The sequence below is a fragment of the Rhodospirillaceae bacterium genome (assembly GCA_018660465.1).
GTDB lineage: Bacteria > Pseudomonadota > Alphaproteobacteria > Rhodospirillales > JABJKH01 > JABJKH01.
Window position 1 is genome coordinate 1 of sequence record JABJKH010000015.1, and the last position, 25,396, is coordinate 25,396.

Genomic DNA, 25,396 nt, shown 5'->3' on the forward strand with positions numbered 1-25,396 from the left:
AGGCGGAGGAGAGGGTCGGCGGTGAGATCGGGCCGGGCAGGCCCAGCGGACGGGGGGGGGTGTTAGCGCCTTCCCGGGGTCTCGAGCGGCTCTGGGGAGAGCGCCGATGGGGATGACACAAAAAAGTACCGAGGAATGGCTGCGGACTACATCCGGTTGGTCGAAAAACGCCTAAAAATAATCCTAAAGGTCGATAAGGAACGGCCTTGGCCCAAAATGGTAGAGGCCGTCAAGAACCGTGAGCTAGACGCATTTTCCTTGGTCGTCAAAACGCCTCAACGTGATGAATTTGTAAATTTTACCAAGCCCTATATTTCCTTCCCAATGGTCATCGTTACCTTGGAGAACGAACCTTTCATCGCCGGCATGAATGCGCTGCGGAAGCACTCCGTTGCCGTCGTAAAGAGCTACGCCTCTCATGACCTTCTAGTTAAGAATCACCCTGAGCTAAAACTCAATTTAGTCAAAAATGTCCAAAAGGGACTTGAGGCTGTTTCAAATGGGCAGAGTTATGCGTTCATCGGCAATTTGGCGGTGGCCAGTCAGGTCATACGTAAATCGGGAATTTCGAACCTCCAAATTTCCGGGCAAACCCCCTATCGCTTTGAACTGAGCATGGCGGTTCGCAAGGATTGGCCGGAGCTTGTTCCCATCTTACAGAAGGCTCTGGATTCGATATCTCCGGAAGAACGCGAAGAGATTTTTAACCGCTGGATCAAGCTAAAGTTTCAGCAAGAGGTCGATTACCGAATTATCCTTGCCATTATTGGCGTCGGATTACTGATTATTTCAATCATCCTCCTATGGAACCGATGGCTTAAAGCAGAGATTAAACGCCGGTTTGCCGTTGAAGAGATGCTTCTGAAGCGGGAAGAAGATCTAAAAAATAGCGAACTCCACTTGAAAGAAATCATCTGGGCAACCAGCGTTGGTACGTGGGAATGGGATGTTCAGACCGGCGAAATGAGCATTAATGAACGTTGGGCAGAAATTGCCGGATACACACCTGATGAACTCGCACCGGTTAAAATAGATACGTGGATGAACTTGGCTGAGTCGGACGAGATCGAGCAGTTTGATAAATCACTCAGAAAAGTCTTTTCCCGTGAACATGAGCGGTATGAACGAGAATCTCGTATTTATCACAAGAACGGTGATTGGCTTTGGGTGGTTGACCGGGGAAAAGTCGTCGAATGGACTGAAGAGGGAAAACCCTTGCGCATGTCGGGAACGCGCAGCGACATTACGGAACGTAAGAAGCTGGAATCAATGAAGAACGAATTCGTCTCGACAGTTAGCCATGAACTTCGCACCCCTCTGACATCGATCAAAGGCTCATTGGGACTTATATCGGATGGTAAGCTTGGAGCAATGCCCCAAAAGGCAACAGGCATGATAGAAATTGCCTATCGAAATACCGACCGGCTCATCAATCTGGTCAACGATATCTTAGATATGGAGAAAATTGAATCTGGTAGCCTGGAGTTTAATTTTCAAAAACTTAACCTCACAGAACTAGTGGCGGATGCTGTTGAGACCAACAAGGGATATGCAGACGAGTATGGGGTGGCATTTGTCCTTGCAGACCTTGGCCCTAAAATAACCGTAGAGGGCGACGCCAACCGTCTTGTTCAGGTGATTGCAAACCTGCTGTCCAACGCTGCAAAGTTCTCCCCTAAAGGCAGAGATGTTGGAATTTCAGTGAGTCGTCAAGGCCAGATTGCGAGGGTAACTGTCTCTGATCATGGATCAGGAATACCCGAACAATATAGAGAGCAAATTTTCGGAAGATTTACCCAGGTAGATTCCTCGGACAGCCGAGAGAAAGGTGGTACAGGATTGGGATTAAATATCTCCAAGTCGATTATTGAGAAACATAACGGCAAAATCGATTTTGATTCTGAAGTTGACGTCGGCAGCACATTTTTCTTTACCCTACCCGTTTCTGAGTGACTGCTTCGAGCCATTTTAGGACTTAATCACCACTCCTAAATGACTTCCGCATTACACCTCACAAGCAGACATTCCTAAGTTTTGTTTCCGCTATCCGTAGATTTTAAGTAAGGGTCAGAAAAATCTGCCGTGCCGTTCTAGAAAGTCTATATCGGATTTCACCATTTCCGAGACCAATTGTTCAAAACTATAATTGCATCGCCACTTGAGTTTTTGTTTTGCCTTTGATGCGTCACCGGTCAAAGAATTTACTTCTGCAGGGCGGTGATATTTTTTGTCTATTTTAATCACTGTATCTCCAGATTTACGATCAATGGCGCATTCATTTAGCCCCTCACCCGACCATTCCAAATTGAGTCCCGCAGCTTGAGCGGCAAGGTCAACAAATTCGCGGACACTATGGGATTTTCCCGTGGCTAGCACATAATCGTCCGCCGTATCTTGTTGAAGTATCAGCCACATGCCGTGTGTATAGTCCGCAGCGTGGCCCCAATCCCGCATAGAATCTAAATTTCCTAACGTGATTGATTTAGCCTGACCCTTGAGGATCATCGCCAGTCCACTGGTAATTTTGCGCGTGACAAAATCGACGCCTCGCAAAGGAGATTCATGATTAAACGCAATGCCTGCGGCGGCGAACATGTCATAGGATTCGCGATAATTGATCGTCGCCAAATGCCCATAAACCTTGGCGACACCATAGGGACTCCGAGGGTGGAAAGGTGTCTCTTCGGACTGTGGTTTCTCTCGCGCTATGCCAAACATTTCTGAACTGGACGCTTGATAAAATCGAATAGAAGGATCTGTGGCGCGTATGACGTCCAAAATACGGGCAACCCCCAACGCCCCAACATCACCCGTAAAAATGGGTTGTTTGAAGCTAACGGCAACATCGCTTTGTGATGAAAAATTGTAAACTTCGCTGGGTGCAATATCGCGAACCGTATTAAGAATGTTGCTATATTCGGTTAGCTCCAGGTCTACAATATTGATTTTGTCCGCAATGCCGAGTTCATCTAACCGCCACAAATTTTGTGTTGCCGAGCGACGATGTCCGCCAAACACTTCATATCCGTTTTCTAAAAGAGTTTTGCTAAGATAAGCACCATCTTGACCACTAATGCCGGTGACCAATGCGCGGCGGGTCGTGCCGTCATATCCCATTATTTATTCCCAGAATTATTCTAGAATAATTCAAAATTTTCACTCCCAGTCCAATTTAAAATTACTCGAGATCGTATTGAACTATTTCAAAATCTAGCTTCTATTATAAATATGGAGCGCATCGCCGTCATCACTCATCTTCCTCTTTGGCATCCCGGTGCGGGCGACCGAGCTCGTGTTCGGGCCATGGTTAAATTTCTAAGTCAATTTGCCGAAGTTTTGGTCATCATCGTCGAGCGCCCGACCGCCTGGAAGTTGGACGATTGGAAAGAGACTAAATTATTTAAGACATACATGGAAGAATACCCAGCTGTTCACGCAATTATGGCAAGCGACAAAGAACTCCTGCGATCTCTGTCGCGAACGCTATTAGAGCGAAAAATAGAGGCCGCAATTTTTATTCATGCGCCCCTGTATAAGTTGTTACCGGCAGTACCCGCAAACGTCCTGACTGCCGTCGATACAATCGATTTGATCAGTGAGCGGTCGCAAAGCTTAAAATCCATTGACGGGACTGAAAAACCTCATGTTTCGCTCAAAGATGAACTCAAAATACTTGAAAAATTTGATTTGATAATTCTGATTAAAGATGACGACCTATCAAAAGTTTCAGAGAACTTTGATTCAAACAGATTAGTCCTGGCACCGCATCCCGTCGACTTTCCCAAGCGCAATATTCGTGACCAGCCCCGTATTGTCGGTTTTATTGGTAGTCGCTACGGGCCTAATATTTCGTCGATGAACGATTTTATTCAAGATGTCTGGCCATCGGTTCAGGACTTGGGCATGCAACTCAATATCTATGGAGACGTTGGGGTTAGTATTGACCCGCCAACAGATCAAACTGTCAATATTCGGGGTTTCGTCGAAAGCGACGACACCATTTATGACGAGATCGACATTGTTGTGAACCCAGTACAGCAAGGTGCGGGTTTTAAGATCAAAACGATCGAGGCTCTTGGAAACGGATTGCCGCTGATTTCAACTCGACATTCCGTTATGGGATTACCTGAAGAAAAAGAGGAATATTATCTGATGGCTGAGAACGCTGAAGATTTTCAGAAACATCTTCGCAGACTGCACGGGTCAATTGATGAGCGCATTCGTTTGGGAGATGAGGCCTATCGGGTTGCAAGCAATCACTTTTCACCAAAAGCGTGTTTTACACAGTTGCTGCAATGCCTAAATAGGCGTTGATGTGTTTTAAGATTGCTACACGGCATGTCGCGGTCGTTCTTAAAATAGCCTGCACGACCAAATCTCTCTAAGGTGAGTCTCAAGAGATGAAAATTGACTTGGAAAATGAAATTCTTATACCCAAATAACGTACTTAGAGAGTGGTCGCCGGATTACAGATTCTTATTGGTTGGGTGCCTGTTTACGCTAGGTTAAACTTAAACGTCCTAACCAAAAATAATGAATTATAGCGTGAGGTGGTTTTATGAAACGATCATTATCAACTTTACCATTTTTGTTAATTATAAATTTTATGCTTCTTGGCGTTGCCACCCCATCATTGGCGGCAGAGACATATCCTAGTCACCCTGTGAAATTGACCGTCACCTACGGCAAGGGCGGGGCTGCGGATATCGCTGCGCGACTTTTTGCGGCCATCGCCCCAGAATACCTTGGACAACCGATTTCTGTTGGTACGGTTATTGGCAATGCGGGGATCAAGGGTATGAGTACGGTCCATAAAGCATCACCCGATGGGTATATTCTAGCATTGGCCAGAATTGGTTCCATAACGGGGTCCGCTGCCGTTCGTACTAATTTACCTTACGCATATGATGATTTCACCATGTTGGGCCTATTGGAAATCAATCCGACAGTGCTAACCGTTTCTTCGAATTCCCCCTATACCCATGTAAAGCAATTGCTTGCGGCTATTAAAAGTAAACCCGGCACCTTAAAGTATGCAATTCCTGGCCGGTACAATCTGCAACATCTCTCAGCACTGTTGCTAATGGACAAAGGCGGCGTCGCCAATCCCGCAACAGACGCCAAGGCAGCCCTGTTTTCAGGTGGGGGTGCCGGGATAAAGGCCGTGGCAGACGGCAAGGTAGACTTTTCCATCGGCAATCTCTCCAGTGCGATGAACCTCGTTCGACAGGGTTCGGTTCGCCCGCTCCTGATCAACACCCCTTCCCGGCATTCATTTTTGCCCAACACCATGACAGCTCGGGAGGCGGGACTGGCGGACCTAGAGAGCGTGGTTGGCTGGAGCGCTATCTTTGCCCCCCCGGGGATGTCTAAGGACTTGATGCAAAAGTGGTCGGGGGTTATGCAGCAGGTTAAGAATAATCGCACTTGGAAAAACCTCGTCAAAGCAACTGGCTCCATAGCTTCAATTCAGTCGCCAGAGGGAACCCGCATATTTGTGAACGCGCAATACAAAGTCCTCCATGCCTTGGCGAGACGGCTGAAATTGAGGAAATAGGTGTTACTGCGTCAAAAAATAAATCTAACAGTTGTTTTTACGCTGATCATTATCGGCGCTCTTATGCTTGGTCTGGGGGGCCTGGCAACCAAAGAGCTAATTTTGAGAACAGAGGCGACACTGTTTCAGGGAATTTTAAAAAACGTTAAGGCCGATATAGATAAGGCAATTGCTGAAACGCAGGATACCCAGCTATTGGAGGGGATCGGCCTTAAGAGTGTAAAAAGTTTCGTACTCCAAGAGAAGCAAACAGCCATCATTGATTACCTACGTCAGTACCGTATACGCAACACTGGCCACTTTACGGTGATCGATGGAAAGGGAAAGGTGCTCTTTCGTCCGATACAAACAATCGAAAGCCCCTTTCGGTCGACCTTCCTAAAATCGATGCGGACAAATAATTCGGGTACATTGCGTTACAACCAAAAAGGGGTCCCCCTGCTGGTTAGTTTTACGCATGCCAAAGAATGGGATTGGCTTATCATTCTCTCGATTGACGAGAGCGAGTTGTTTGGAGAAGCAAAATATTTCTTGTGGGTTTCTCTAGGTGTTACTGCTGCATTGATCTTGGTCGTTTACATTTCATTTCAGTTAATGCTTCGGGGTACAAATCGTCGGATTGATAACACCCTCTCTTACCTTCGAGATACCACTTCGGGAAACTATGAAACACACATCTCAGTGGAACAGAATGATGAAATTGGTCAAATCCAACAAGGGCTCAACACCATGGTGGACGCCGTGGTCAATCACACCGGCCAATTGCGTGACGCAAAGAATGTAGCTGAGGAGGCCAACGCCGCGAAGTCTGACTTCCTCTCCTCAATGAGCCATGAACTGCGCACCCCCTTAAACGCAATCCTTGGGTTTGGGCAGATGCTGGATGATCCCGCAAATCCGTTAAACAAGGACCAACGCTTGGCGATGGGACATATTCTTGATGGGGGCGACCATCTTTTGAACCTCATAAACGAAGTTCTAGAACTTGCGAAGATTGAATCGGGCCAGCTTTCCATGTCGATTGAGCCCGTCGCGATCAACACCATCGTTGCGCCATGTATATTGGCTGCAGAATCCTTGGGCACCCGATTTGGCGTTTCGATTGAAAATAGGATTTCCGGCACTGACACGACGGCAGTCATGGCGGATGTCACACGGTGTAAGCAAGTTCTTCTGAACCTAATTTCCAATGCAGTGAAGTACAACAAGCCAGGAGGATCGGTCATCTTGGATTGCGCGATGACTGAAAATAACACACTTCGCTTTATAGTAACCGATACCGGTCAAGGAATTGCCGAGAAAGACTTCGAAAAATTATTTTCTCCATTTGAACGCTTGAGCAATGTGAGTGGCGAAATCGAAGGGGCCGGAATTGGCCTCACCATTACAAAAGAACTCGTTGAATTTATGAGCGGTGAAATTGGTGTCACGAGTACTGTTGGCGAAGGCAGTACTTTCTGGGTGGACCTCCCCTATGCCGGCGATGATGTCGTTGAGGTTGATAAAAACAGGGCGCGTGTCTCCGCACATGAAGTGGTTGCAACCGCGACCGTATCGCTTAAGGCCCCTAAATCAATTTTTTATATTGAGGACAATCCGGCCAACGTAAATCTCATGAATCTGATTATAAAAAAAGCGCCGAATCTAACGTTAGAGACATCGGAAACGGCAGAGGAAGGATTGGCGGCAATAAACAAAAATCCTCCTGATCTAATCTTAATGGATTTAAACCTACCGGGTATGAGTGGGATCGACGCAACACGGAAGTTAAAACATAGTGAGGCGACATCGCATATTCCCGTGATTGCGGTCAGTGCCAACGCCATGAACCGCGATCTCGAAAAGGCCGAAGACGTCGGGTTCCTACGATACATTATCAAACCGTTTAAGGTGGACGACGTAATGAACGGCATCGCCGCCGCCTTTGGTGACGCGCCCACCTCGATAGAACTCTCGGCTGAGGAATTAAGCGCACTTTCCAACTCACCTGCCGCGAAGCCAAAGGATGCCTCAGGAATCCTTTCGGCAAGCGCCGTCGAGGTCATTCAAAATACAAGGGCTGTGTTGTCCGAACCCTATGTAGATACTCTGAAGAATATGTTTGTCACAATCCCTCAGTTACACGAAGAAATGACGTCTGCTATTGGAGAGGGAGACACAGAAAAGGTCGAGCGCTTGGCCCATCGGATTAAATCAAACAGTGCGACATTGGGCGCAATTGAACTATCGGAATTTGCGCGGACGGTCGAACACCGTGCGGCGAACGATAAGATGAGTGATTTGCCCAATTTACTTGTAGAGATGGATAAAGAGTATGCGCGGGTAACGCCCGCCATAGAGAAACTTTTAAATTCCTAGTATCAACCCCTTCGGTACGAACCCTGTGTCACTAAATTGTCCTCTTCCGGCCAAAAGTAGCCTAAACAACGCCCCAAGAATAAAGTCCGCTCTGAACCTCAAAGCGGACCTGCAACAACCGAGACTATAGCCAGTCAAAAATGGTGCCCCCGGGGAGAATCGAACTCCCACTCCCTTGCGAGAACGGGATTTTGAATCCCGCGCGTCTACCAGTTCCGCCACAGGGGCACATTTTTGGATCGCCTAAATCAAATACATGAGATGTAAATCTCGGCGACGGCGTAGACTGATACACCATCCGCCCCCGAGGCTCAATCGGGTTTTTTTGTTTTATACATGATTGCTCTGAACGAAGGAGGCTGATACATCTCCGCTCCGAAATTGAATATTGCCTTAGCTCATATTTTGGGGGGATTACTTCGTGCTTCAACGTTTGTACGAACGGACCATTGAACTGTCCGGCCACCGCCATGCTCTTTGGGTGCTGGCTGCGGTCGCTTTCATTGAAAGTTCAGTATTTCCCATTCCACCTGATGTCTTGATCATCCCCATGGTCTTAGCAGCACGTGAAAAGGCGTGGAAGATCGCAGCAATTTGTACGATTTTTTCGGTTGCTGGCGGCATGGCCGGCTATGGTATTGGGTACTTTTTGTACGAAACAATCGGCCAACCCTTGCTAGATTTCTATGGCTATGGCGATAAATTTGCTCAGTTTCAGGGCTATTACAACGAATGGGGGGCCTGGATCGTTGGTGGTGCCGGGCTAACGCCATTCCCCTACAAGGTCATCACCATTGCCAGCGGTGTGACCCAATTGGACCCTGTGGTCTTTACCATTGCTTCCGTATTATCACGCGGGGCGCGGTTCTTTTTGGTAGCTGGATTGTTGTGGTACTTCGGCCAACCCATCCGTATTTTTATCGAAGCGCACCTTGGCAAGCTGACAATTGCTTTCTTTGTGTTGTTGCTTGGCGGGTTCGTGGCGCTTAAGTTTCTTCACTAAGGGAGAAAATCTTATGTTCAAAATTGCCAAGTTAGAAGCGTTTGCGATTTCGGTTCCACTGACCAGCCCGGTCGTCATGTCGGGGATCGTGATCCCGACGGCGAATAATCTTATTGTCCGAATAGAAGACACTGATGGCATTGTTGGCTGGGGTGAATCAGCCTCCGGCCCAACCATGACCGGCGAAACACCGGAAGGCAGCGTCGCAGCAGCTAAGTTCATGGGCGTGCCATTAGTTGGCCAGGAGATCGAAGACGTCACCGCCATCCCAGATATCATAAGAGACCTAATGTACGGCAACGAGGGGGCGAAGTCCGCGGTCGAGGTCGCTCTTTTGGATATTGCCGGGCAAAAGGTCGGCAAACCGATGTATGCATTATTTGGGGAGAAACTCCGCGACCGCATGCCAGTTCTGAAACTTCTTTCCGCCGATGAAGGCAGCAACGAAAGGGAGGCCGCTCTAAAGTTTGCCGACGAAGGCTACATCGCGTTCAAGGTCAAGGTCGGGGTCAAGGGCCTGAAACGCGATATCGAACGAACGCAGGATATTCGCACGGCCTTACCCACACCGATGCGGGTTTCTGCTGATGCCAACCAAGGCTACAACCGCGACGACGCGGTTCAGTTCGCGGCAGCAGCCGGTGAATTCGGTTTGGACTTCTTTGAACAACCCGTTCATGGCCGAGACCTTGAGGGCATGAAAGCCTGTGCCGATGCGACATCAATTCTCATTGGTGCAGACGAAGGCTTTCATTCCCAGGCCGATGTTAAACGTCACCACGAAAACGGCGCTGCCCACGGTGGCAGCTTGAAACCGATCAAGCTCGGAGGACCTTCCGAAGTCATGAAGACGGCCAAACTGATGGTTGGCTTGGACATGCGGGTGAACCTATCCGGCAAGATGGCCGATACCAGCATCGCCAGTACCGCGATTTCGCATCTGGGGGTTGTTGTGCCCCAGGTGGACTGGGACGTTATGATGTCGACGCCTTACTTGGCGGACGATATTACCGATACCCCCATCCAAGTCATCGACGGTCATATCGCACCGCCCGAAAGGCCAGGACTGGGGATTGTGCCGAATGAAGAAAAGTTGGCACGCTATACGGTCATTCGATAAGGGTTGCTCAAACGTGGCACGCCTACAGATCAATTCGCCGCGGGATTTATCGGCGGCAATCGTCGCCGTTTCTGTCGGCTCTTTGTTGCTTGCCTATACGGCCCAATACGGCTTCGGGTTGGAGCCGTGTATTCTTTGCCTCTATCAGCGGGTACCGTTTGCCGCCAATGTCGTCCTTGGTCTCATAGCCCTTTTCATGTCTGCTGAAAGCCCCGCGCGGGTTTGGATCTTACGCGTATGCGGCTTGGCGTTTCTGATCGGCGGCGGGATCGCCTTCTATCATGTTGGCGTCGAACAGCACTGGTGGCAGTCTGCCGCCAGTTGTGGCGGCCAGCCGATCACCGGGGCCATCACCTCAGAACAGTTGCTGCAATCCCTGCAACAGTTTCAACCAAAAGCTTGTGACGATGTGGATTGGACTCTGTTCGGAATCTCCATGGCAAGCTACAATGTGGTGTTTTCACTAGGTCTTGGTATTCTAACGTTTATTGGACTGCGAAAGATGGGAACACCCTCATGAGCGAGACATACAAAGGCCGCCTGCCTGGCGACCCGACCAAGGAAGAATTGATCGAGCGTATGATCCGGGTTGATCATGCGGGCGAGTATGGCGCGGTCCGTATTTATGAAGGTCAGTTAGCGGTGCTGGGGGAAAGCGCATCAGCGCCAACCATCCGAAAAATGGTCGAACAAGAAGAAGTCCATCTCGACGAATTTAATAAACTCGTCGCCGAACGTCGGGTCCGACCCACTGCACTTATGCCGCTCTGGCATCTGGCAGGTTTTGCGCTGGGGGCGGGAACGGCGTTGTTGGGTGAAAAGGCTGCCATGGCCTGCACCGTTGCGGTCGAGGAAGTTATTGACGAACACTATGCCGGACAAGTTGAAAAATTAGAGTCTGAGAAAGACGAAACCCAACTTCGCGACACCTTCGAAAAGTTCCGCCAAGAAGAGGTTGAACACCGGGACACCGGGCTTGAACATGGCGCTGAAGAAGCGCCTGGGTATGAAGCCCTTACCGCCGTGATTAAAAAAGGCTCGCGGCTGGCAATTTGGCTCTCAGAACGTATTTAGCCTTTTTTTCGGTGAATGTTCGCCAAGCTCTTAATAACCCCCCGAAACGTTCGCACCTCCTGTTCCGTCATAGTCGCGCGCTGAAAAACGTTTCGGATACTGCGCACCATGATCGGTTTTTTCTCGGTCACATGAAAGAAACCACCCGCTTCCAATTCATCTTCTAAATGTTCGAACATGTTGGTGAGTTCTTGTTTGTTAGCGGGGCGCGTATCTTTCGGTATATGAACGCCGGAAAGATTTATGTCGGTGGTTCTCTGAAACCATTCGTAACCGATCACGAACACCGCCTGGGCCAAATTTAAAGATGGAAATGCAGGATTAAGCGGCACCGAAAGAATTTTGTCGGCTAGGGTTGTGTCGTCATTAGTCAGCCCTCGGGACTCGCGACCGAATAGAACGCCGCAGTTCCCGCCTTCGGCTATAAACGGCGCCATTTCCTCAGCAGCCTCAAAGGGGGTTACACAGGGTTTCACCATGTCCCGGGTGCGCGCCGTCGTAGCGTAGACAAGCTCCAGGTCAGCGATAGCCTCTTCGGTTGTCTCAAAAACTTCAACGCCGTCCAGAACAACATCCGCGCCGGATGAAGGGGCGACCGCATGTTCGTTGGGCCAGCCTTGGCGCGGGCGCACCAATCGTAATCGGGTGAGGCCGCAGTTCAGCATGGCACGAGCCGACATGCCGATGTTTTCGCCGAGTTGTGGTTCTATGAGGATAAAGACGGGAACAGCAGCATCCCCGCTAGCACTCGCTTTTGCCGGGCGCCGGCTACGATCAGTGCCCGCCATTAGGCGGCGACAGCCTTAGCACCATCGCGAAACAGCTTATAAACAATACTGTCCCGAAGCGCATTGTAAGACGCGTCAATAATATTGGCAGAAACACCGACCGTGGACCAATTTTCGCCAACCCCATCGGCTGATTCGATCATCACCCGGGTCACAGCGCCCGTGCCGTCACCTGACGTCAGAATGCGTACCTTGTAATCAACGAGACGGAGTGATTCCAGCTGTGGGTAGTAGTTGATCAACACCTTGCGAATAGCTGCATCAAGCGCATTAACGGGTCCATTGCCTTCTGCCACCGCCATAATTGTTTGACGATCAGCCGACAGTTTAACCGTAGCCTCGGACAGGGTGACAAGGTCACCCTTGGCGTTCCAGCGCCGCTCATCAATCACCCGAAAACTGGCGAGACGAAAATATTCCGGGACCTCACCCATAACCCGACGGGCCAGAAGCTCGAAGCTGGCTTCAGCACCATCGTAAGAATAACCTTCAAATTCCTGCGCCTTCACGGTTTCAAGAATACGCATGACCTTGGGATCTTTGGGATCAATATCCAGCCCAATTTCACGAAACCGAGCCAATAAATTTGACCGGCCTGACTGATCCGAAATGACGATGTGGCGGCGGTTGCCAATTAATTCCGGGCTAATATGTTCGTAACAACGTGGGTCTTTCTCCACCGCCGAGACATGCAAGCCCGCTTTGTGCGCAAAGGCTGATTCACCGACATACGGCGCGCTACGGTCCGGAATCCGGTTCAGACGTTCATCCACCAAATGACTAACATGTGTCAGTTGCGATAGACCCTCCTCGCTCACGCCCGTTTCATATCCCATCTTCAAGACCAAGGACGGTATGAGAGCAATCAGGTTCGCATTGCCGCAGCGTTCGCCTAATCCATTCAGGGTTCCCTGAATTTGGCGCACACCTGCCTTGACCGCGGCCAAGCTGTTGGCGATGGCGTTGCCGGTATCATCATGGCAATGAATGCCAAGCCGTTCGCCGGGAATATGCTTAATAACCTCCGTGACGATTTCCGTGATTTCATGAGGCAGGGTGCCACCGTTGGTGTCGCATAGAACGATCCATCGCGCCCCAGCATCATGCGCCGCCATAAGGCATTCAAGCGCGAACTCCGGATTGTCCTTATAACCGTCAAAGAAATGCTCTGCATCGAACATAACTTCATCTTTCTCGTTCAGGGATTCGACCACGCTGTCCGCAATCATGGAGACGTTCTCGGCGTTCTCAATTCCAAGCGCCGCCTTCACATGGAAGTCCCAGGTCTTCCCAACCATGCAGACGGTTCGGGTTCCTGCCCCCAACATGGCCTTCAGGCCCGGGTCATTTTCCTTGCTACGTCCGGCGCGGCGGGTCATGCCGAAGGCCACCAGCTTGGAAGTTGCTAGCTTAGGCGGGGCTTCAAAGAACGCATTGTCGGTTGGGTTGGCGCCCGGCCAACCGCCCTCAATATAATCAATTCCCAAGCGATCGAGTTCTTGCGCGATGGCGACCTTGTCCGCCGTGCTCAGGTCGATGCCCGTCGTTTGGGCCCCGTCACGCAACGTACTGTCGAACAAATAAACCCGATTATCGCTCACGAAGGCGTTTCCTTATGTTCAGTTCCTCGAAAGGCGGGAGAATGCCTAATTTGTAACGGTCGCTCAAGGGATTACCATAGCAGCCAAAAATTTAGTAAAACCTTTATTTGGCGCTTAGCATTGCTCTAAAAAACTGATATGTATGGTCTCATATTTTATAAATGCTTGCATGATAAAATAATTAGCACGAGATTAGGTCTCATGGCGACCGAACAAACGAGTGAGAAGGTGGACGAGAACCCCGTTCAATCGACGATGAACGAAACCGCCAATTTAAACATGACAGATACTGAAAATAGCGCCGAATTTCTTGAGTTTCAGGAAAAAGTCAAAGACGCCAACATCAACGATCAGACCTTGCTGGCGACTGATTATCTCAATCATTTCAATGAGATCGTCATGACTCTGGAAATGGTTCCGGATATGCCTGAGCTTTTGGATGAAGCCAAGGCATGGGCTCCCAAATCCTATCCTGATCATTTTCGGGACAGCACATTTTCGGACAAGGAATTGGCAATAGATGCCTACGAGCACTCCCCTGCCCGCTACAAGCAGCCCTTTGAAAAAACGGTTTCAACCATCGATAAATTAATTGCAGTTACCATCGAACGCGCTGAAGAAGTGATGGGAACAGGTGATGCTGACCATCTTCGGCTGATGGTTTCTGATTCAACTCGGACAATTCAAACTCTGATGGATCGGGCTGGTGCCAGCATTAACGGCTCCCTGGTCACCATGGATCAGGACGAAATTGACGATCTGTTAAATCGTTAAAGGTTTTATCCGCGCTTCCCCGCTTACACGCGTTTCCACGTCGTACCGTCAGCACCGTCCTCAAGTACAATCCCCTGGTCTGCTAATTCGTCGCGGATTCGGTCTGATGCGGCAAAATCCTTAGCGGCCCGCGCCGCTGTGCGTTCTTCTATCAAGGCTTCAATTGCAGCGGCATCCAGCCCCCCCTCTGCATCTGAAGTCTGCCCTTTGAACCAATCTTCTGGGTCTGCAGCGAGGAGGCCCAAGACCTCCGCCCCCGCCAAGAGTGATCCGCTAAGTTCCGCTATTTCGTCTTCAGCCTCTGCCTTGTTCAAGGCCCCGACCAATTCATGCAAGTGCGAGATCGCCAGCGGTGTGTTCAAATCATCAGAGAGTGCGGCCATAATTTTATCTGGTATCGGATAATTGTTTTGATTTCGTAATGAACTTACATTGCGAAGGGCGCCGTAAAATCGGTCCAAGGTTTCTTTGGCTTGCTTAATGCCATCTTTGGTAAAATCCATAGGCTGGCGGTAGTGCGTGGACAACAATGCGAAACGAATTGCCTCGCCTGGGAATTCCGCAGTCAGATCTCTGACGGTGTAAAAATTGCCCAAGGATTTGGACATTTTCTCGCCTTCGACCTGCAGGTACCCATTGTGCATCCAATAGCGTACAAACGGCGAGCCGCCATGGCCGCAAACGCTCTGTGCAATTTCGTTTTCGTGATGGGGGAAAATTAAATCCTGGCCGCCGCCATGAATATCGAAGGTCACGCCCAGGTATTTTTGGCTCATGGCTGAGCATTCTAAATGCCACCCTGGTCGACCGCGCCCCCAGGGCGAGTCCCAGCCAGGCAGTTCCGGCTCGGACGGTTTCCACAACACAAAATCACCGGGGTCTCTCTTATAATCGGCAACCTCCACCCGCGCACCGGCGAGCAGTTCTTCCGGGTCACGACCTGATAACTTGCCGTATTCCGCCATCGAGGAAACCTGAAACAACACATGCCCGTCCGATACATAAGCGTGCTCTGCGGCGATTAGTTTCTCGATCAGCTGGAGCATTTCGTCTATATGCTCGGTCGCGCGAGGCTCAATGTCCGGCCCAAGATCACCCAAGGCCACCATGTCTTCGTGAAACGCTTGGGCTGTACGTTCGGTAATGGATCGGATCGGCTCGCCAGTGTCCAAGGACGCCTGATTGATTTTATCATCGACGTCGGTGATGTTTCGCACGTACGTCACGTTGGCATACCGCGTCCTTAGCAACCGCGCCAAAACATCGAATACGACCACGGGTCGGGCGTTGCCAATATGGGCGTAGTCATAAACCGTCGGCCCGCAGACATACATGCCCACAGTGTCTGGCTTTAGAGGCTCAAACGCCTCCTTGGTGCGCGATAGAGTGTTGTAGAGATGTATCGTCATGGGCTTTGGTTATTTCGTCCGGTCAGCGTTCACAAGGTAAAAAACCACACGCACACGGACCGAAACAGCAATTTCGCCGGGCGAGACAGGCACGCGGCTGGATTGCGCGCTCATCATTCGTTCTTGGCGGAACTGGACTGGTGACGACGATACTTCCTCGATCTTAAGCGCAGCTCCAAGTCTCAAACCCGCCTCCGTCGCCAAAATGTCTGCAGCGTGGCGGGCTGCTGCGACTGCTTTCTTGCGGGCCTCATCAACCAAGGCTGCTCGCTCGGTGACTGAGAAGCTGATGCCGCCCACCTCATTTGCGCCGGCTTTGACCAAGGTATCCATAATTTCCCCGGCCATGGCGATTTTTCGAACTGTTACGCGCAGTCTTTGCTGGGCACGGTAGCCCGAAATTTCAGGTCTTTGGCCGCGATTATTATTTGTTCGTTTGTAGGTTGGTGAGACGGACACGGTCTGGGTTCGCAGGTCCTTATCTGCGACCCCAGCCTTGCCGGCTGCATCAATAATTTTTTCCATCGCCCTTGAGGCTCTGGCCATCGCCTCTACAGCGGCAGAAGCGGTTGCGATACTGCCGACGGAGATGGAGGCGGTATCGGGTTTAACACGGACCTCTCCCACACCTGCAACCGTGACCGTGCTGTCCTGATGACCCGCGTGAGAGGGGGTGGCAAAGAAAAAGAATGCGAATACGATGCATAAAATTCTGAGACCCATCATCATGTTCTCCTTTTTCGTCTTACTGGCCCGTAAAAGCGTTGGTGATCGGATAGCGTCGATCGCGACCGAAGGCTCGATCACTGATCTTAACCCCCGGCGGTGCTTGGCGGCGTTTGTATTCGGCGCGGTCGAGCATTCGCCAAATTTTCTGCACGATTGCCATATCGTGGCCCCTCGCTGCAATATCGTGGCGCGACATTTCCTGCTCAATCAGGCAGTGCAGAATATCATCAAGTTCAGCATAATCCGGCAAAGTGTCTTGGTCCGTCTGATCCGGCTTTAATTCTGCGGACGGCGGTTTGGTAATAATCCGCATCGGCATGACCGGCCCGTCAGGCCCTAACACACCACCTGGTTTGTTTTCGTTACGCCATCGAGATAATTCAAATACCGTGGTCTTATAAACATCTTTCAACACCGAATACCCGCCACACATATCGCCATAAAGCGTTGCATACCCAACCGACATTTCAGATTTATTGCCGGTCGACAGTACCATGTAGCCAAGTTTATTGCTGATCGCCATGAGTGTAATGCCCCGCGACCGAGCTTGGATGTTTTCTTCTGTCGTATCGGTTTCAGTACCCTCGAATGTTCCCGACAGCATTTCCTCAAACGCTTTCATTGCGGGTCCGATCCCAATGCTGTCCAGTCGCGCTCCCAACATGCCACATGCGGCGGCGGCATCTTCCAGGCTGTCATTTGACGTATAAGGCGACGGCATCATCACACAATGAACGGCATCTGGCCCCAAGGCATCAACAGCGACCGCAGCACTCAGCGCACTATCAATGCCGCCCGACATGCCGATCAATACCCCTGGGAAATGGCTTTTCTGGACATAATCACGCAGCCCCTGCACCAAAGTTCGGTAGATCGCTTCCATTTGACCCGGCCGATCCGCGATAGGACCTTTCTCGCAGGTCCATTTTCCTGTCGGGCCTTTGTGCCATTCGGTCACCACCGTTTGGCTTTCCCATTGCCCCAACTGCGCCCGCACTTCACCTTCCGCGCTTAGGACGAAGGAGTCGCCGTCAAACACCAGTTCATCCTGCCCGCCAATAAGATTGACGTAAATTAGCGGCAGCGCGGATTCCAAGGTGCGCGCCGTCGCCAGGTTCAAGCGCGTGTCGGTCTTTTCGACCTCAAAGGGTGACCCATTCAGGACAACTAGAATATCTGCACCCGTTTCGTCCAGGCATTCGGTGACATCCGGGGTCCACATATCTTCACAAATCATCACGCCAAGGGCGACATCCCGAAACATCAGCGGCCCCGGCGCAGGCCCCGCTGTAAACACCCGCATTTCATCAAATACGCCATAGTTGGGAAGAACATGTTTCAGCATCAAGCTACTCACCCGGCCTTCATCCAACAATAGTGCGGCATTATAAAGGTCGCCGTTTTGCCGCCACGGCGCGCCGATCAGGAGAGCTGGCCCCCCGTCGTTGGTTTCCTTGGCTAACGCCTTAACGGTCGCTTCAACATGATCTTGAAACGCTGGCTTTAGCACCAGATCCTCTGGCGGATAGCCGGACACCACGAGTTCGCCTGTTACAATAAGATCACAGCCGTCCGCAGCAGCCTTGGCCCGGGCTTTCCGGATAAGGTCAATGTTTCCATCGACATCACCAACCCTCGGGTTGATCTGCGCTAAGGCAATGTTTAGGCTTTCTGTCATAAAATCACGCTGTTGGCTGAAATGCGGGAGAAACAAGCTTGAAACGGCGGAAGACTAGGCGGCGGCTCTTTACCTGTCAACGGGCAGGGAGAACTGAAATCTAGGAATGTTAATGGGAAAGTTAAGTTGACGAAGCTTGGACAAAAGGTTGTTCTACACATATGAATGAAACATTCCCTCCTGGCCCCAACTTTGGCCCTGACGATGAGGCAGATACCTCTGACTCAAATGTGCCAGACTCAGGCGCGTCTCAGCCGATCCCGCTGAGCGAGACGGTCTATCGCGCCATTGCGGCTATAAACAGAACCGCGCCGCAGCAACAAGCTGCTCAACCTGCCGTGGCCGCACCATCATCGGCAGCAACCTCTCCGGTGCCACTCCCTGAGGCGATTGGCCAGTCCAAGGGTGGAAGATTGGCGTCTCAGGCTCGAGCATTGGCCGAATCCATCACCGCATCGTTTGTCGACCGCATCACGGCAGAGACTCAACGAAACGGGGGCGTTTTGAACGTCCAAGATATCCACGACCTTGAAGGCGAATTTGAGAAGAAAACCGACGCCCTTCAAATCACTCTGGAAAATGCGTTGGATGATTTTGCCAGGGCCCGTGAACAATCTCATTTCAGCTTGACCCGAGAGAACCCCTTTGATCGTTTGTTCGTGGCTGAAATTGACGACCTGTTCGTCAGTGACGAAGAAGCGCCCCGATCATTTCATAAAGTATCACGTCGAATTTTGCCGGGCTTCTTCAAGGCCATGAATTTGATGATGACTCCTGATTTAATTGAGGAATACCAAGAACGGACCCGTTCCATCATCAAACGCGTCAGCGAAGGCCGCGAAGATGATTTTACGTGGGAAGATGTTTTTAAAGAAGCCGATGCCCAAGACCTTTGCCTCGAAGCCCAGGTTGCAATGGCGCTTCATTTCGAGGAATTGGACAGACGTTCGGAATGGTTCGTTAATCTGATCAACGAGAACCTGCCGCCCCTGGACCCCTCATTTAGCCCTGCCGCCAAAGACTGGCGCTTAACCCCAGAGACCTTTAGTGAATTGGTGGGCGCACTCTTCGCGAAACTTCGGACGGCACTGGCAAGCGAAATGGGCGAAATCAAAATCACCCTCCGCCATGGTGCAGGTACCTGTGGAGTGTTGATTAATGTGTTGGAACAGTTCGACAATTAGAAGGAATACTTCTAAGCTGCGATGTGCCCAATTTTTGAAATTTCCGCACCCTTAGCGTCTTCTGCAATATCCAAATCGTAGCGAGATTGTAAATTCATCCAGAACCCGGGCGTTGTCCCAAAAACTCTTGAAAGCCTGAGAGCCGTATCGCCCGTAATGGAACGTGCCCCCTTCACCACGGTGGAAATGCGGTTCGGAGGAACCTTCATAAATGAAGCGAGCTTATTTGCGCTCAGTTCCAATGGCTCCATAAACTCTGTCTTGAGAATATCGCCAGGATGGATTGGCGATCTTTTATGTCGCGAGGTCATAGTTCTAATCCCTAATGATAGTCAACGATCTCAACATCGTACGCACCATCGTTTTTCCAAATGAAACACACACGGTATTGATCATTAATTCGGATACTGCGCTGGCCCTTTCGATCACCCTTCAACATTTCTAAATGATTAGATGGTGGCGTGAGAAGATCAGTGATTTCTTCTGCAGCATCAATCATTAGAAGTTTTTTACGGGCAGCAGTTTCAATGGCCGCAAACTTCTTTACAAATTCACGGTAAAATACCTTCCCCGTCAATTTGTCCTTGAAACTCTTGATCATACTTAAGGTTAGTACGAATTACGTACTACGTCAAGAAACGATTGCGGTTTACTTCTTCAACAAAAACTCTCGACCGACCTTAACCGACGCGACGCCGTCGTAATCGACGATATCGGCAGTGGCGTAGGTTTCTTTCCAGTTTTCTGGCAAATAGGACCCGGTGCCGACGGTATCGATGGGGGCATCGACATCGGCCATGACTTTGCATTTTTCTACATTGAAGCTGCTGGACGCGACGATTTTTACTTCTGAAAAGCCATTTTCGTCCAAGATTTCTCGCAGGTGATAAATTGCTGCCGCAGAAACGCCGGTACCCGTCAGATGATGCAGTTCCGCGTCGCTTCGATACCGGCGAATGGCATTAGGCACATGACGTTCCAGAACCGCATAGGATGCTTGAGGGTCCAGGCCTTCACAAAAACGGCCGCCATGGGTATCCAACCGCACGCTGATTTTTCCATCCGCCGCCATATCAGAAAAGCGGTGGCAAACTTCCAATGTATCACTCGTTTCTTTACCAAAATAATCGACCAGAATAGTCAAAGCTTGACCCGGAAAGGTTTCAATGAACATTTCAGCTGCGCGCAAGGTAGACCCCGCATAGCCGATCAAGGCATGGGGCATGGTGCCAAGGCCAGAGTCTTGCCCAAAATAATGCGCTGTGAGCGCATTCGCATTGCCGATAAATCCTTTGGCACCGGTGTGCTTGGCAGCAGCCTTTGATCCAACAGACGCAGCGTAGGCCATCAATTCCGCCATTTCTTCGCCGGCGCAATGGCGTGCGTCCATAGCGAGAAAGTCTGACCCAGGCAGATCATTACACATTGTATAAGCGTTATAGGCCGCGACACAGGCGGCCCCTAGTTTTTGCAGGTAGATCGTTTCCAGATCGACCAAGTGGTAGAATGACCCGGTGATATACAGCAGCGGTTCACCGGCACCGACCCAGTCGCCTTCGGCAAAATTCTGTGTGATCTTGAACTCGACGCCGCGCGAGGCAGCCGCCCTCTCCAGCCATTCCACCATCAAACGTGGTGTGAAGACGACAGGGCGGCGCATGAAGACGGCATAGGTCACGCGCTTGTCGCCAAACCGCTTGATGGTTTGCTTGGTCTTTAGGAAATAGTTATCGGTCCTGAGCGCGATGTCTTGTTCGCTCAGGTCCTCAGCGTTTCTTGGCCTCTGGGGTTCCTGATCCGACATCGCACCATTTCCAATCGGTTAGGACCCAGCAGCAACCCGTCCTGGCTCAACTGTGCGATCCTGTTTGAGGATTTCAGCCAATAAGAACGCCAACTCAAGCGCCTGCTTGGCATTCAAACGAGGATCACAATGGGTGTGGTAGCGAGCGCTCAGATTGGCTTCTGTAATTGCCTGTGCGCCCCCCGTGCACTCGGTCACGTCCTGGCCAGTCATTTCAAAATGAACACCACCCGCGTGGGTGCCTTCGGCTTTGTGAACATTAAAGAAGCCGCGCACTTCTTCCATGACCAAATCCACCGGACGGGTCTTATACCCGTTGGAGCTTTTGACCGTGTTGGCGTGCATGGGGTCGCAGACCCAAACAATCTTTTTGCCTTCGCGTTCAACGGCGCGTACCAAGGATGGCAGAAGTTCTTCGACCTTACCGGCCCCCATCCGTGCAATCACCGTCATGCGGCCAGCTTCATTGTCCGGGTTCAGGATATCGATCAGTTTTAGAAATTCGCTTTCTTCGGTCGTCGGTCCTGCCTTAATAGCGATAGGATTAGCAATACCGCGCATGAATTCGACGTGCGCCCCGTCGGGCTGGCGGGTGCGGTCACCAATCCACAGCATGTGCGCCGATGTATCGTACCAATCACCAGACGTGCTATCGACACGAGTCATCGCCTGTTCGTAATTCAGCAGTAATGCCTCGTGAGCGGTATAAAAATCTGTTTCGCGGATTTGCGGGGTCGTCGCAGACGTCACGCCACAAGCAGCCATAAAGGCCAGGGTTTCGTCCAACCGGTCTGCCAAGCCTTGATAGCGCTCACCCAAGGCACTGTCAGCAACAAAGCCCAGGTTCCACTGATGCACCTTTTGAAGGTCCGCGTAGCCGCCTTGAGCAAACGCCCGAAGCAGGTTCAACGTCGAAGCCGATTGGTTATAGGCGTGCACCAGGCGCTCTGGATCAGGGACCCGTGCTTCTTCAGTGAATTCCATGCCGTTAACGCTGTCACCGCGGTAGCTGGGCAATTCCACGCCATCAATTGTTTCGGTGTCTGCTGAGCGTGGCTTGGCAAATTGACCTGCCATACGACCGACTTTAACCACGGGGCAAGCGGCACCGAACGTCAGAACCACTGCCATCTGCAACAGTACACGGAATGTATCGCGTATGTTGTCAGGGTGGAATTCCGCAAAGCTTTCGGCGCAGTCACCGCCTTGCAATAAGAACGCGTTGCCTTCCGCTACGTCACCCAGGGCTTTTTTTAAGCTCCGTGCTTCGCCTGCGAAGACCAACGGTGGAAAAGCCCCCAGGCGTGTTTCCACTTCTGCCGCCTTATCCGCATCGGGATAGGTCGGAACTTGTAAGATCGGTTTGCTCTGCCAACTCTCAGGTGTCCATCGTGCGGACATATTGAACCTCATTTATTAGTTCTAAAATCGTGGCGACAGCGTATACGCCTGAATCTCCTAGTTTTCCAGGAGTTTTTCCAGAGAAACCGTACGCAAACGACACATGTCATTCTTTAGCCGCCTAAAAACTTACGGCAAACATCGATACTGACCAAGGCTCCCTGCTCAGATGTTGCATCCCTTTTATAGTTAAAGACCACTTTGCAGCCATCGGGCGACACAACAGGACCATCAAATACCTCACCGACGAGAATGATTTCCGGGCGCAGGTTTTTGATAAAATAAAGCCCCGCGCCATGGGCTACCGATCCCCCTAATTGGACCACCACCCCCACACGCGTAATGGCTTTAATTAATGGTAAAACATTCCGTCCGGTCGTCTTGTCTTTGAGCCAAGGAGGAATACAAATTTCTTCCGTTTCGCCGCTCAACCAAAGCCACCACGCCGGCACACAGCCTTTCTCAAGCCACCGTTCTATATCGTTCGGCGTGAGCAAGTAAGCTTTTTTGTAGGCGGAATAACGCGCGGTTAACGGCGGTTCATTCCATTTCTTCTCGCCACCGCTTTCCCAGCTTTTCAATGGAATATTGATCGGCAGGGCCTTATGAATTTCTTTATCCTCGCGGACCAGCCACGCCGCAGCATCACTATAGTTATTGGGGCTGGCATAAATATCCAGATGGCCATCCTCGACAACTATCTCATCCATGGAGGTGGGGGATGTCACCGAAATCTTCTGTCGTAATAAAAGCACAACGTCATGCTTGGCCCGCCGCAAATATTCGTATCGTCCGCCCCCTTTCGTATAAAGAAATTGAAAGGTTGAGGCATCACGTACCGTAACCAGAGCCGGTTTTACTCTATTATTTTCTGAATCTGCCGACCAGATATAGGAGCAAAGTGGACTGGCCGTTGCCAATGCACCTTTGATTTCCGAAAATCGACCCCGCGCCATTGCCCGCGTGTCATCCAACCAGAGAACATTACTTAGAGTAGAGCCATTCCACCTGAAGCAGCCTTCGCGAACAAAAGGGCTGTAGGCAGAACTGATAATAATTGCAGGATCGCTTGGCAGCTTTGGAGATTGCGTATTGGTAATTGGTTTTAATTTCGGTGGCGTAACCGGTGTAGATTGGCTCGTGGGATCTGACATCTTCTCCCACGGGTCGTCTTCAAAAAGATCGCAGTTGACCAGCACCAGCAAACTGGCGAACAAAAACGTGATGGTACGAATATCGCCCGCCATTAACTCAAGCCCCCTCTAAGTCCTTAAAACTAAGGGATTTTGAATAAAATTTAGTTAATAGACCTGCCGCAAGGTTATTCGTGCTCAGGCCGCTTTTCGCGCATTGTCACGAATTCTTCCGCTGCCGTTGGATGAATACCAATGGTCGCATCAAATTGCGCTTTGGTTGCACCACACTTCAATGCGATGGCCAGCGCTTGCATGATTTCAGGCCCTTCGTTGCCCAACATATGGCAACCAACCACGCGGTCACTCTTTCGCTCCACGATCAGCTTCATAACGGTCCGTTCGTCACGACCGCTGAGGGTGTGTTTCATGGCCTTAAAACGGGAAATATAGACGTCAATTTCGCCCTTTTCCCGGGCTTGCCCTTCGGTCAGCCCAACACTGCCAATGGCTGGTTGACTGAACACGGCACTGGCGATGTTTTCATAATCCATGGTCATGGGATTGTTATTAAAATTGGTCTCGGTAAAGGCTCTGCCCTCGGCAATGGCGACCGGCGTTAGATTGACCCGGTCGGTAGCGTCGCCGACGGCGAAAATATTATCAACTGAGGTTTTGCTCCATTTATCGACAACAACCGCGCCTTTTTTGTTAAGTTCAACGCCCACGTCTTCCACGCCAATATCCTTAGTATTGGGCGTTCGACCGGTGGCGTACATGACCAAATCCGTCTCCAAGTCCTCACCGCCTGCAATCGCCCCGCCAGCAAGCCGCAGGGAGTAACCATTCGCTGTCTTTTCAATGGAGCGGACGACGGTTTCACGCAGGATTTTAATGCCCTTGTTTTCCATTTCAGCTGCCAACGCTTCACGCATATCGTCATCAAATCCTCTCAAGATTTGATCGCCACGAATAATCTCAGTTACTTCCACACCCAAAGCATTGAAAATACCCGCGAATTCAACAGCTATATATCCCCCGCCGACGATAACAATGCGCCGGGGTAGGGCTCCTAAATCCAAGGCTTCGTTCGATGATATGACGTGTTCGATACCAGGGATGTCCGGCATCGACGGCCAGCCACCAACGGCGATTAAGATTTTTTCGGCGGTATAGGACTTGCCATCAACATCCACCGTGTGGGCATCCAACAATTTTCCACGGCCGGTCAGAAGATCAACATTATTGTCGCGTAGGATTCGATTGTAGATGCCTTCCAAGCGATTTAGCTCAGCATCTTTATTCTTGATCAAACGGCTCCAATCGAAGGTCGTCGGCCCAGGGTTCCAGCCGAACCCCTTGGCATCCTCAAAGTCTTCCGCAAAGTGGGCGCCGTAAACTAATAGTTTCTTAGGCACGCAGCCGCGCATGACGCAGGTGCCACCGACGCGACTGTTTTCAACCACGGCGACCTTAGCGCCGTACCCACCAGCCAGCCGTGTTGCGCGCACGCCACCAGACCCTGCCCCGAGGGTGATCAGGTCGTAATCAAACTTTGTCATAATTTTCTATTTTTTTTGAACGAGGTCATCTTTTGAGAGGTGAGCAACAGTTTCACCGGTTTCAGTAAAGGTACGGGTGACATGTTCGGTCATATAGACCCATAGAATGGTCATCGGCCCATCGTCATTGCAGAGAAAACGGTGGGATTTTCCGGTCGGAACGTACCCGGTATCGAATTGTTTAACGGCCACTGAGTCCTGGCCCTCAACTTCCATCACGC

The 25,396-nt window shown here is 50.7% G+C and carries 23 protein-coding genes and 1 tRNA gene; 10 read left to right on the forward strand and 14 right to left on the reverse strand.

Annotated features, from left to right (window positions below; all coding sequences use genetic code 11):
- Positions 1-135 precede the first annotated feature (135 nt).
- Positions 136-1,953, forward strand: coding sequence for a transporter substrate-binding domain-containing protein (locus tag HOM51_03180; GenBank protein MBT5033504.1), 1,818 nt, complete (start codon positions 136-138; stop codon positions 1,951-1,953).
- Between the two features lie 114 nt (positions 1,954-2,067).
- Here HOM51_03180 and gmd read toward each other — a convergent pair whose 3' ends face one another.
- On the reverse strand, positions 2,068-3,117 hold the full coding sequence (gmd, locus tag HOM51_03185; GenBank protein ID MBT5033505.1) for a GDP-mannose 4,6-dehydratase: 1,050 nt from the start codon (positions 3,115-3,117) through the stop codon (positions 2,068-2,070).
- Positions 3,118-3,228: 111 nt separating this feature from the next.
- Between gmd and HOM51_03190 the strand changes: the two genes are divergently transcribed.
- The 3 genes from HOM51_03190 (at position 3,229) to HOM51_03200 (ending at position 7,915) form a co-directional block, all read left to right on the forward strand.
- The gene (locus tag HOM51_03190; GenBank protein ID MBT5033506.1) at positions 3,229-4,314 is read left to right on the forward strand and encodes a glycosyltransferase; all 1,086 of its coding nucleotides are present in this window, start codon (positions 3,229-3,231) and stop codon (positions 4,312-4,314) included.
- A 244-nt stretch (positions 4,315-4,558) separates the two neighbouring features.
- Positions 4,559-5,557, forward strand: a complete 999-nt coding sequence (locus tag HOM51_03195) for a tripartite tricarboxylate transporter substrate binding protein (GenBank protein MBT5033507.1) — start codon at positions 4,559-4,561, stop codon at positions 5,555-5,557.
- The gene (locus HOM51_03200) at positions 5,558-7,915 is read left to right on the forward strand and encodes a response regulator (protein MBT5033508.1); all 2,358 of its coding nucleotides are present in this window, start codon (positions 5,558-5,560) and stop codon (positions 7,913-7,915) included. It begins immediately after the preceding gene.
- 141 nt (positions 7,916-8,056) lie between these two features.
- On the opposite strand, the gene HOM51_03205 is transcribed toward HOM51_03200, so the two are convergent.
- Positions 8,057-8,143 (reverse strand) — tRNA-Leu (locus HOM51_03205).
- 193 nt (positions 8,144-8,336) lie between these two features.
- On the opposite strand from HOM51_03205, the gene HOM51_03210 reads away from it, so the two are divergent.
- From HOM51_03210 to HOM51_03225, 4 genes are read left to right on the forward strand one after another with little or no spacing between them, the layout of a single operon-like run.
- A complete protein-coding gene (locus HOM51_03210) occupies positions 8,337-8,918 on the forward strand; it encodes a DedA family protein (protein MBT5033509.1) in 582 nt (193 codons plus the stop codon).
- 13 nt (positions 8,919-8,931) lie between these two features.
- Complete coding sequence (locus HOM51_03215) at positions 8,932-10,038, forward strand: mandelate racemase/muconate lactonizing enzyme family protein (protein MBT5033510.1); 1,107 nt, start codon at positions 8,932-8,934, stop codon at positions 10,036-10,038.
- A gap of 13 nt (positions 10,039-10,051) precedes the next feature.
- Complete coding sequence (locus HOM51_03220; GenBank protein ID MBT5033511.1) at positions 10,052-10,558, forward strand: disulfide bond formation protein B; 507 nt, start codon at positions 10,052-10,054, stop codon at positions 10,556-10,558.
- Entirely contained in the window at positions 10,555-11,112 is a 558-nt protein-coding gene (locus HOM51_03225) for a demethoxyubiquinone hydroxylase family protein (GenBank protein ID MBT5033512.1), read from the forward strand. The genes HOM51_03220 and HOM51_03225 overlap by 4 nt, the downstream gene beginning before the upstream one ends.
- Here HOM51_03225 and HOM51_03230 read toward each other — a convergent pair.
- Positions 11,109-11,900: an RNA methyltransferase gene (locus HOM51_03230; GenBank protein ID MBT5033513.1), complete on the reverse strand. Its 792-nt coding sequence runs from the start codon at positions 11,898-11,900 to the stop codon at positions 11,109-11,111. The genes HOM51_03225 and HOM51_03230 overlap by 4 nt on opposite strands.
- Positions 11,900-13,501, reverse strand: coding sequence for a citramalate synthase (locus HOM51_03235; GenBank protein MBT5033514.1), 1,602 nt, complete (start codon positions 13,499-13,501; stop codon positions 11,900-11,902). Before HOM51_03235 ends, HOM51_03230 begins: the two co-directional genes overlap by 1 nt.
- A gap of 279 nt (positions 13,502-13,780) precedes the next feature.
- On the opposite strand from HOM51_03235, the gene HOM51_03240 reads away from it, so the two are divergent.
- A complete protein-coding gene (locus tag HOM51_03240) occupies positions 13,781-14,275 on the forward strand; it encodes a hypothetical protein (protein ID MBT5033515.1) in 495 nt (164 codons plus the stop codon).
- 23 nt (positions 14,276-14,298) lie between these two features.
- On the opposite strand, the gene HOM51_03245 is transcribed toward HOM51_03240, so the two are convergent.
- The 3 genes from HOM51_03245 to HOM51_03255 are packed head-to-tail and all read right to left on the reverse strand — an operon-like array spanning position 14,299 to position 18,091.
- The gene (locus HOM51_03245) at positions 14,299-15,684 is read right to left on the reverse strand and encodes a cysteine--tRNA ligase (protein ID MBT5033516.1); all 1,386 of its coding nucleotides are present in this window, start codon (positions 15,682-15,684) and stop codon (positions 14,299-14,301) included.
- A gap of 9 nt (positions 15,685-15,693) precedes the next feature.
- Positions 15,694-16,410 carry an SIMPL domain-containing protein gene (locus HOM51_03250; GenBank protein ID MBT5033517.1) on the reverse strand — a complete coding sequence of 239 codons (717 nt, stop codon included), beginning with the start codon at positions 16,408-16,410 and terminating at the stop codon, positions 15,694-15,696.
- A 19-nt stretch (positions 16,411-16,429) separates the two neighbouring features.
- Positions 16,430-18,091 (reverse strand): NAD+ synthase, encoded by a 1,662-nt coding sequence (locus HOM51_03255; protein ID MBT5033518.1) that lies wholly within the window; start codon positions 18,089-18,091, stop codon positions 16,430-16,432.
- A 161-nt stretch (positions 18,092-18,252) separates the two neighbouring features.
- Here HOM51_03255 and HOM51_03260 point away from each other — a divergent pair, with 161 nt between their 5' ends.
- Positions 18,253-19,275 (forward strand): hypothetical protein, encoded by a 1,023-nt coding sequence (locus HOM51_03260; protein ID MBT5033519.1) that lies wholly within the window; start codon positions 18,253-18,255, stop codon positions 19,273-19,275.
- A gap of 11 nt (positions 19,276-19,286) precedes the next feature.
- Here HOM51_03260 and HOM51_03265 read toward each other — a convergent pair whose 3' ends face one another.
- From HOM51_03265 to HOM51_03295, 7 genes are all read right to left on the reverse strand, one after another.
- A complete protein-coding gene (locus HOM51_03265) occupies positions 19,287-19,586 on the reverse strand; it encodes a HigA family addiction module antidote protein (protein ID MBT5033520.1) in 300 nt (99 codons plus the stop codon).
- 11 nt (positions 19,587-19,597) lie between these two features.
- Positions 19,598-19,876: a hypothetical protein gene (locus HOM51_03270; GenBank protein ID MBT5033521.1), complete on the reverse strand. Its 279-nt coding sequence runs from the start codon at positions 19,874-19,876 to the stop codon at positions 19,598-19,600.
- A gap of 48 nt (positions 19,877-19,924) precedes the next feature.
- Positions 19,925-21,079: a nicotinate phosphoribosyltransferase gene (locus tag HOM51_03275; protein ID MBT5033522.1), complete on the reverse strand. Its 1,155-nt coding sequence runs from the start codon at positions 21,077-21,079 to the stop codon at positions 19,925-19,927.
- Between the two features lie 18 nt (positions 21,080-21,097).
- Positions 21,098-22,480, reverse strand: coding sequence for a 3-deoxy-7-phosphoheptulonate synthase class II (locus tag HOM51_03280; protein ID MBT5033523.1), 1,383 nt, complete (start codon positions 22,478-22,480; stop codon positions 21,098-21,100).
- 113 nt (positions 22,481-22,593) lie between these two features.
- Positions 22,594-23,727, reverse strand: coding sequence for a hypothetical protein (locus tag HOM51_03285; protein ID MBT5033524.1), 1,134 nt, complete (start codon positions 23,725-23,727; stop codon positions 22,594-22,596).
- A 74-nt stretch (positions 23,728-23,801) separates the two neighbouring features.
- Positions 23,802-25,175: a glutathione-disulfide reductase gene (gene gor / locus HOM51_03290; GenBank protein ID MBT5033525.1), complete on the reverse strand. Its 1,374-nt coding sequence runs from the start codon at positions 25,173-25,175 to the stop codon at positions 23,802-23,804.
- 6 nt (positions 25,176-25,181) lie between these two features.
- Positions 25,182-25,367: a hypothetical protein gene (locus HOM51_03295; GenBank protein MBT5033526.1), complete on the reverse strand. Its 186-nt coding sequence runs from the start codon at positions 25,365-25,367 to the stop codon at positions 25,182-25,184.
- Positions 25,368-25,396: the final 29 nt, after the last annotated feature.

Coding starts and splice junctions, on each gene's coding strand:
- HOM51_03180 (MBT5033504.1), top strand. CDS start 136: ATGGCTGCGGACTACATCCGGTTGGTCGAAAAACGCCTAAAAATAATC.
- HOM51_03260 (MBT5033519.1), top strand. CDS start 18,253: ATGAATGAAACATTCCCTCCTGGCCCCAACTTTGGCCCTGACGATGAG.
- HOM51_03225 (MBT5033512.1), top strand. CDS start 10,555: ATGAGCGAGACATACAAAGGCCGCCTGCCTGGCGACCCGACCAAGGAA.
- HOM51_03250 (MBT5033517.1), bottom strand. CDS start 16,410: ATGATGGGTCTCAGAATTTTATGCATCGTATTCGCATTCTTTTTCTTT.
- gmd (MBT5033505.1), bottom strand. CDS start 3,117: ATGGGATATGACGGCACGACCCGCCGCGCATTGGTCACCGGCATTAGT.
- HOM51_03245 (MBT5033516.1), bottom strand. CDS start 15,684: ATGACGATACATCTCTACAACACTCTATCGCGCACCAAGGAGGCGTTT.
- HOM51_03270 (MBT5033521.1), bottom strand. CDS start 19,876: ATGATCAAGAGTTTCAAGGACAAATTGACGGGGAAGGTATTTTACCGT.
- HOM51_03195 (MBT5033507.1), top strand. CDS start 4,559: ATGAAACGATCATTATCAACTTTACCATTTTTGTTAATTATAAATTTT.
- HOM51_03215 (MBT5033510.1), top strand. CDS start 8,932: ATGTTCAAAATTGCCAAGTTAGAAGCGTTTGCGATTTCGGTTCCACTG.
- HOM51_03190 (MBT5033506.1), top strand. CDS start 3,229: ATGGAGCGCATCGCCGTCATCACTCATCTTCCTCTTTGGCATCCCGGT.
- HOM51_03280 (MBT5033523.1), bottom strand. CDS start 22,480: ATGTCCGCACGATGGACACCTGAGAGTTGGCAGAGCAAACCGATCTTA.
- HOM51_03275 (MBT5033522.1), bottom strand. CDS start 21,079: ATGTCGGATCAGGAACCCCAGAGGCCAAGAAACGCTGAGGACCTGAGC.
- HOM51_03240 (MBT5033515.1), top strand. CDS start 13,781: ATGACAGATACTGAAAATAGCGCCGAATTTCTTGAGTTTCAGGAAAAA.
- HOM51_03230 (MBT5033513.1), bottom strand. CDS start 11,900: ATGGCGGGCACTGATCGTAGCCGGCGCCCGGCAAAAGCGAGTGCTAGC.
- HOM51_03265 (MBT5033520.1), bottom strand. CDS start 19,586: ATGACCTCGCGACATAAAAGATCGCCAATCCATCCTGGCGATATTCTC.
- HOM51_03285 (MBT5033524.1), bottom strand. CDS start 23,727: ATGGCGGGCGATATTCGTACCATCACGTTTTTGTTCGCCAGTTTGCTG.
- HOM51_03255 (MBT5033518.1), bottom strand. CDS start 18,091: ATGACAGAAAGCCTAAACATTGCCTTAGCGCAGATCAACCCGAGGGTT.
- gor (MBT5033525.1), bottom strand. CDS start 25,175: ATGACAAAGTTTGATTACGACCTGATCACCCTCGGGGCAGGGTCTGGT.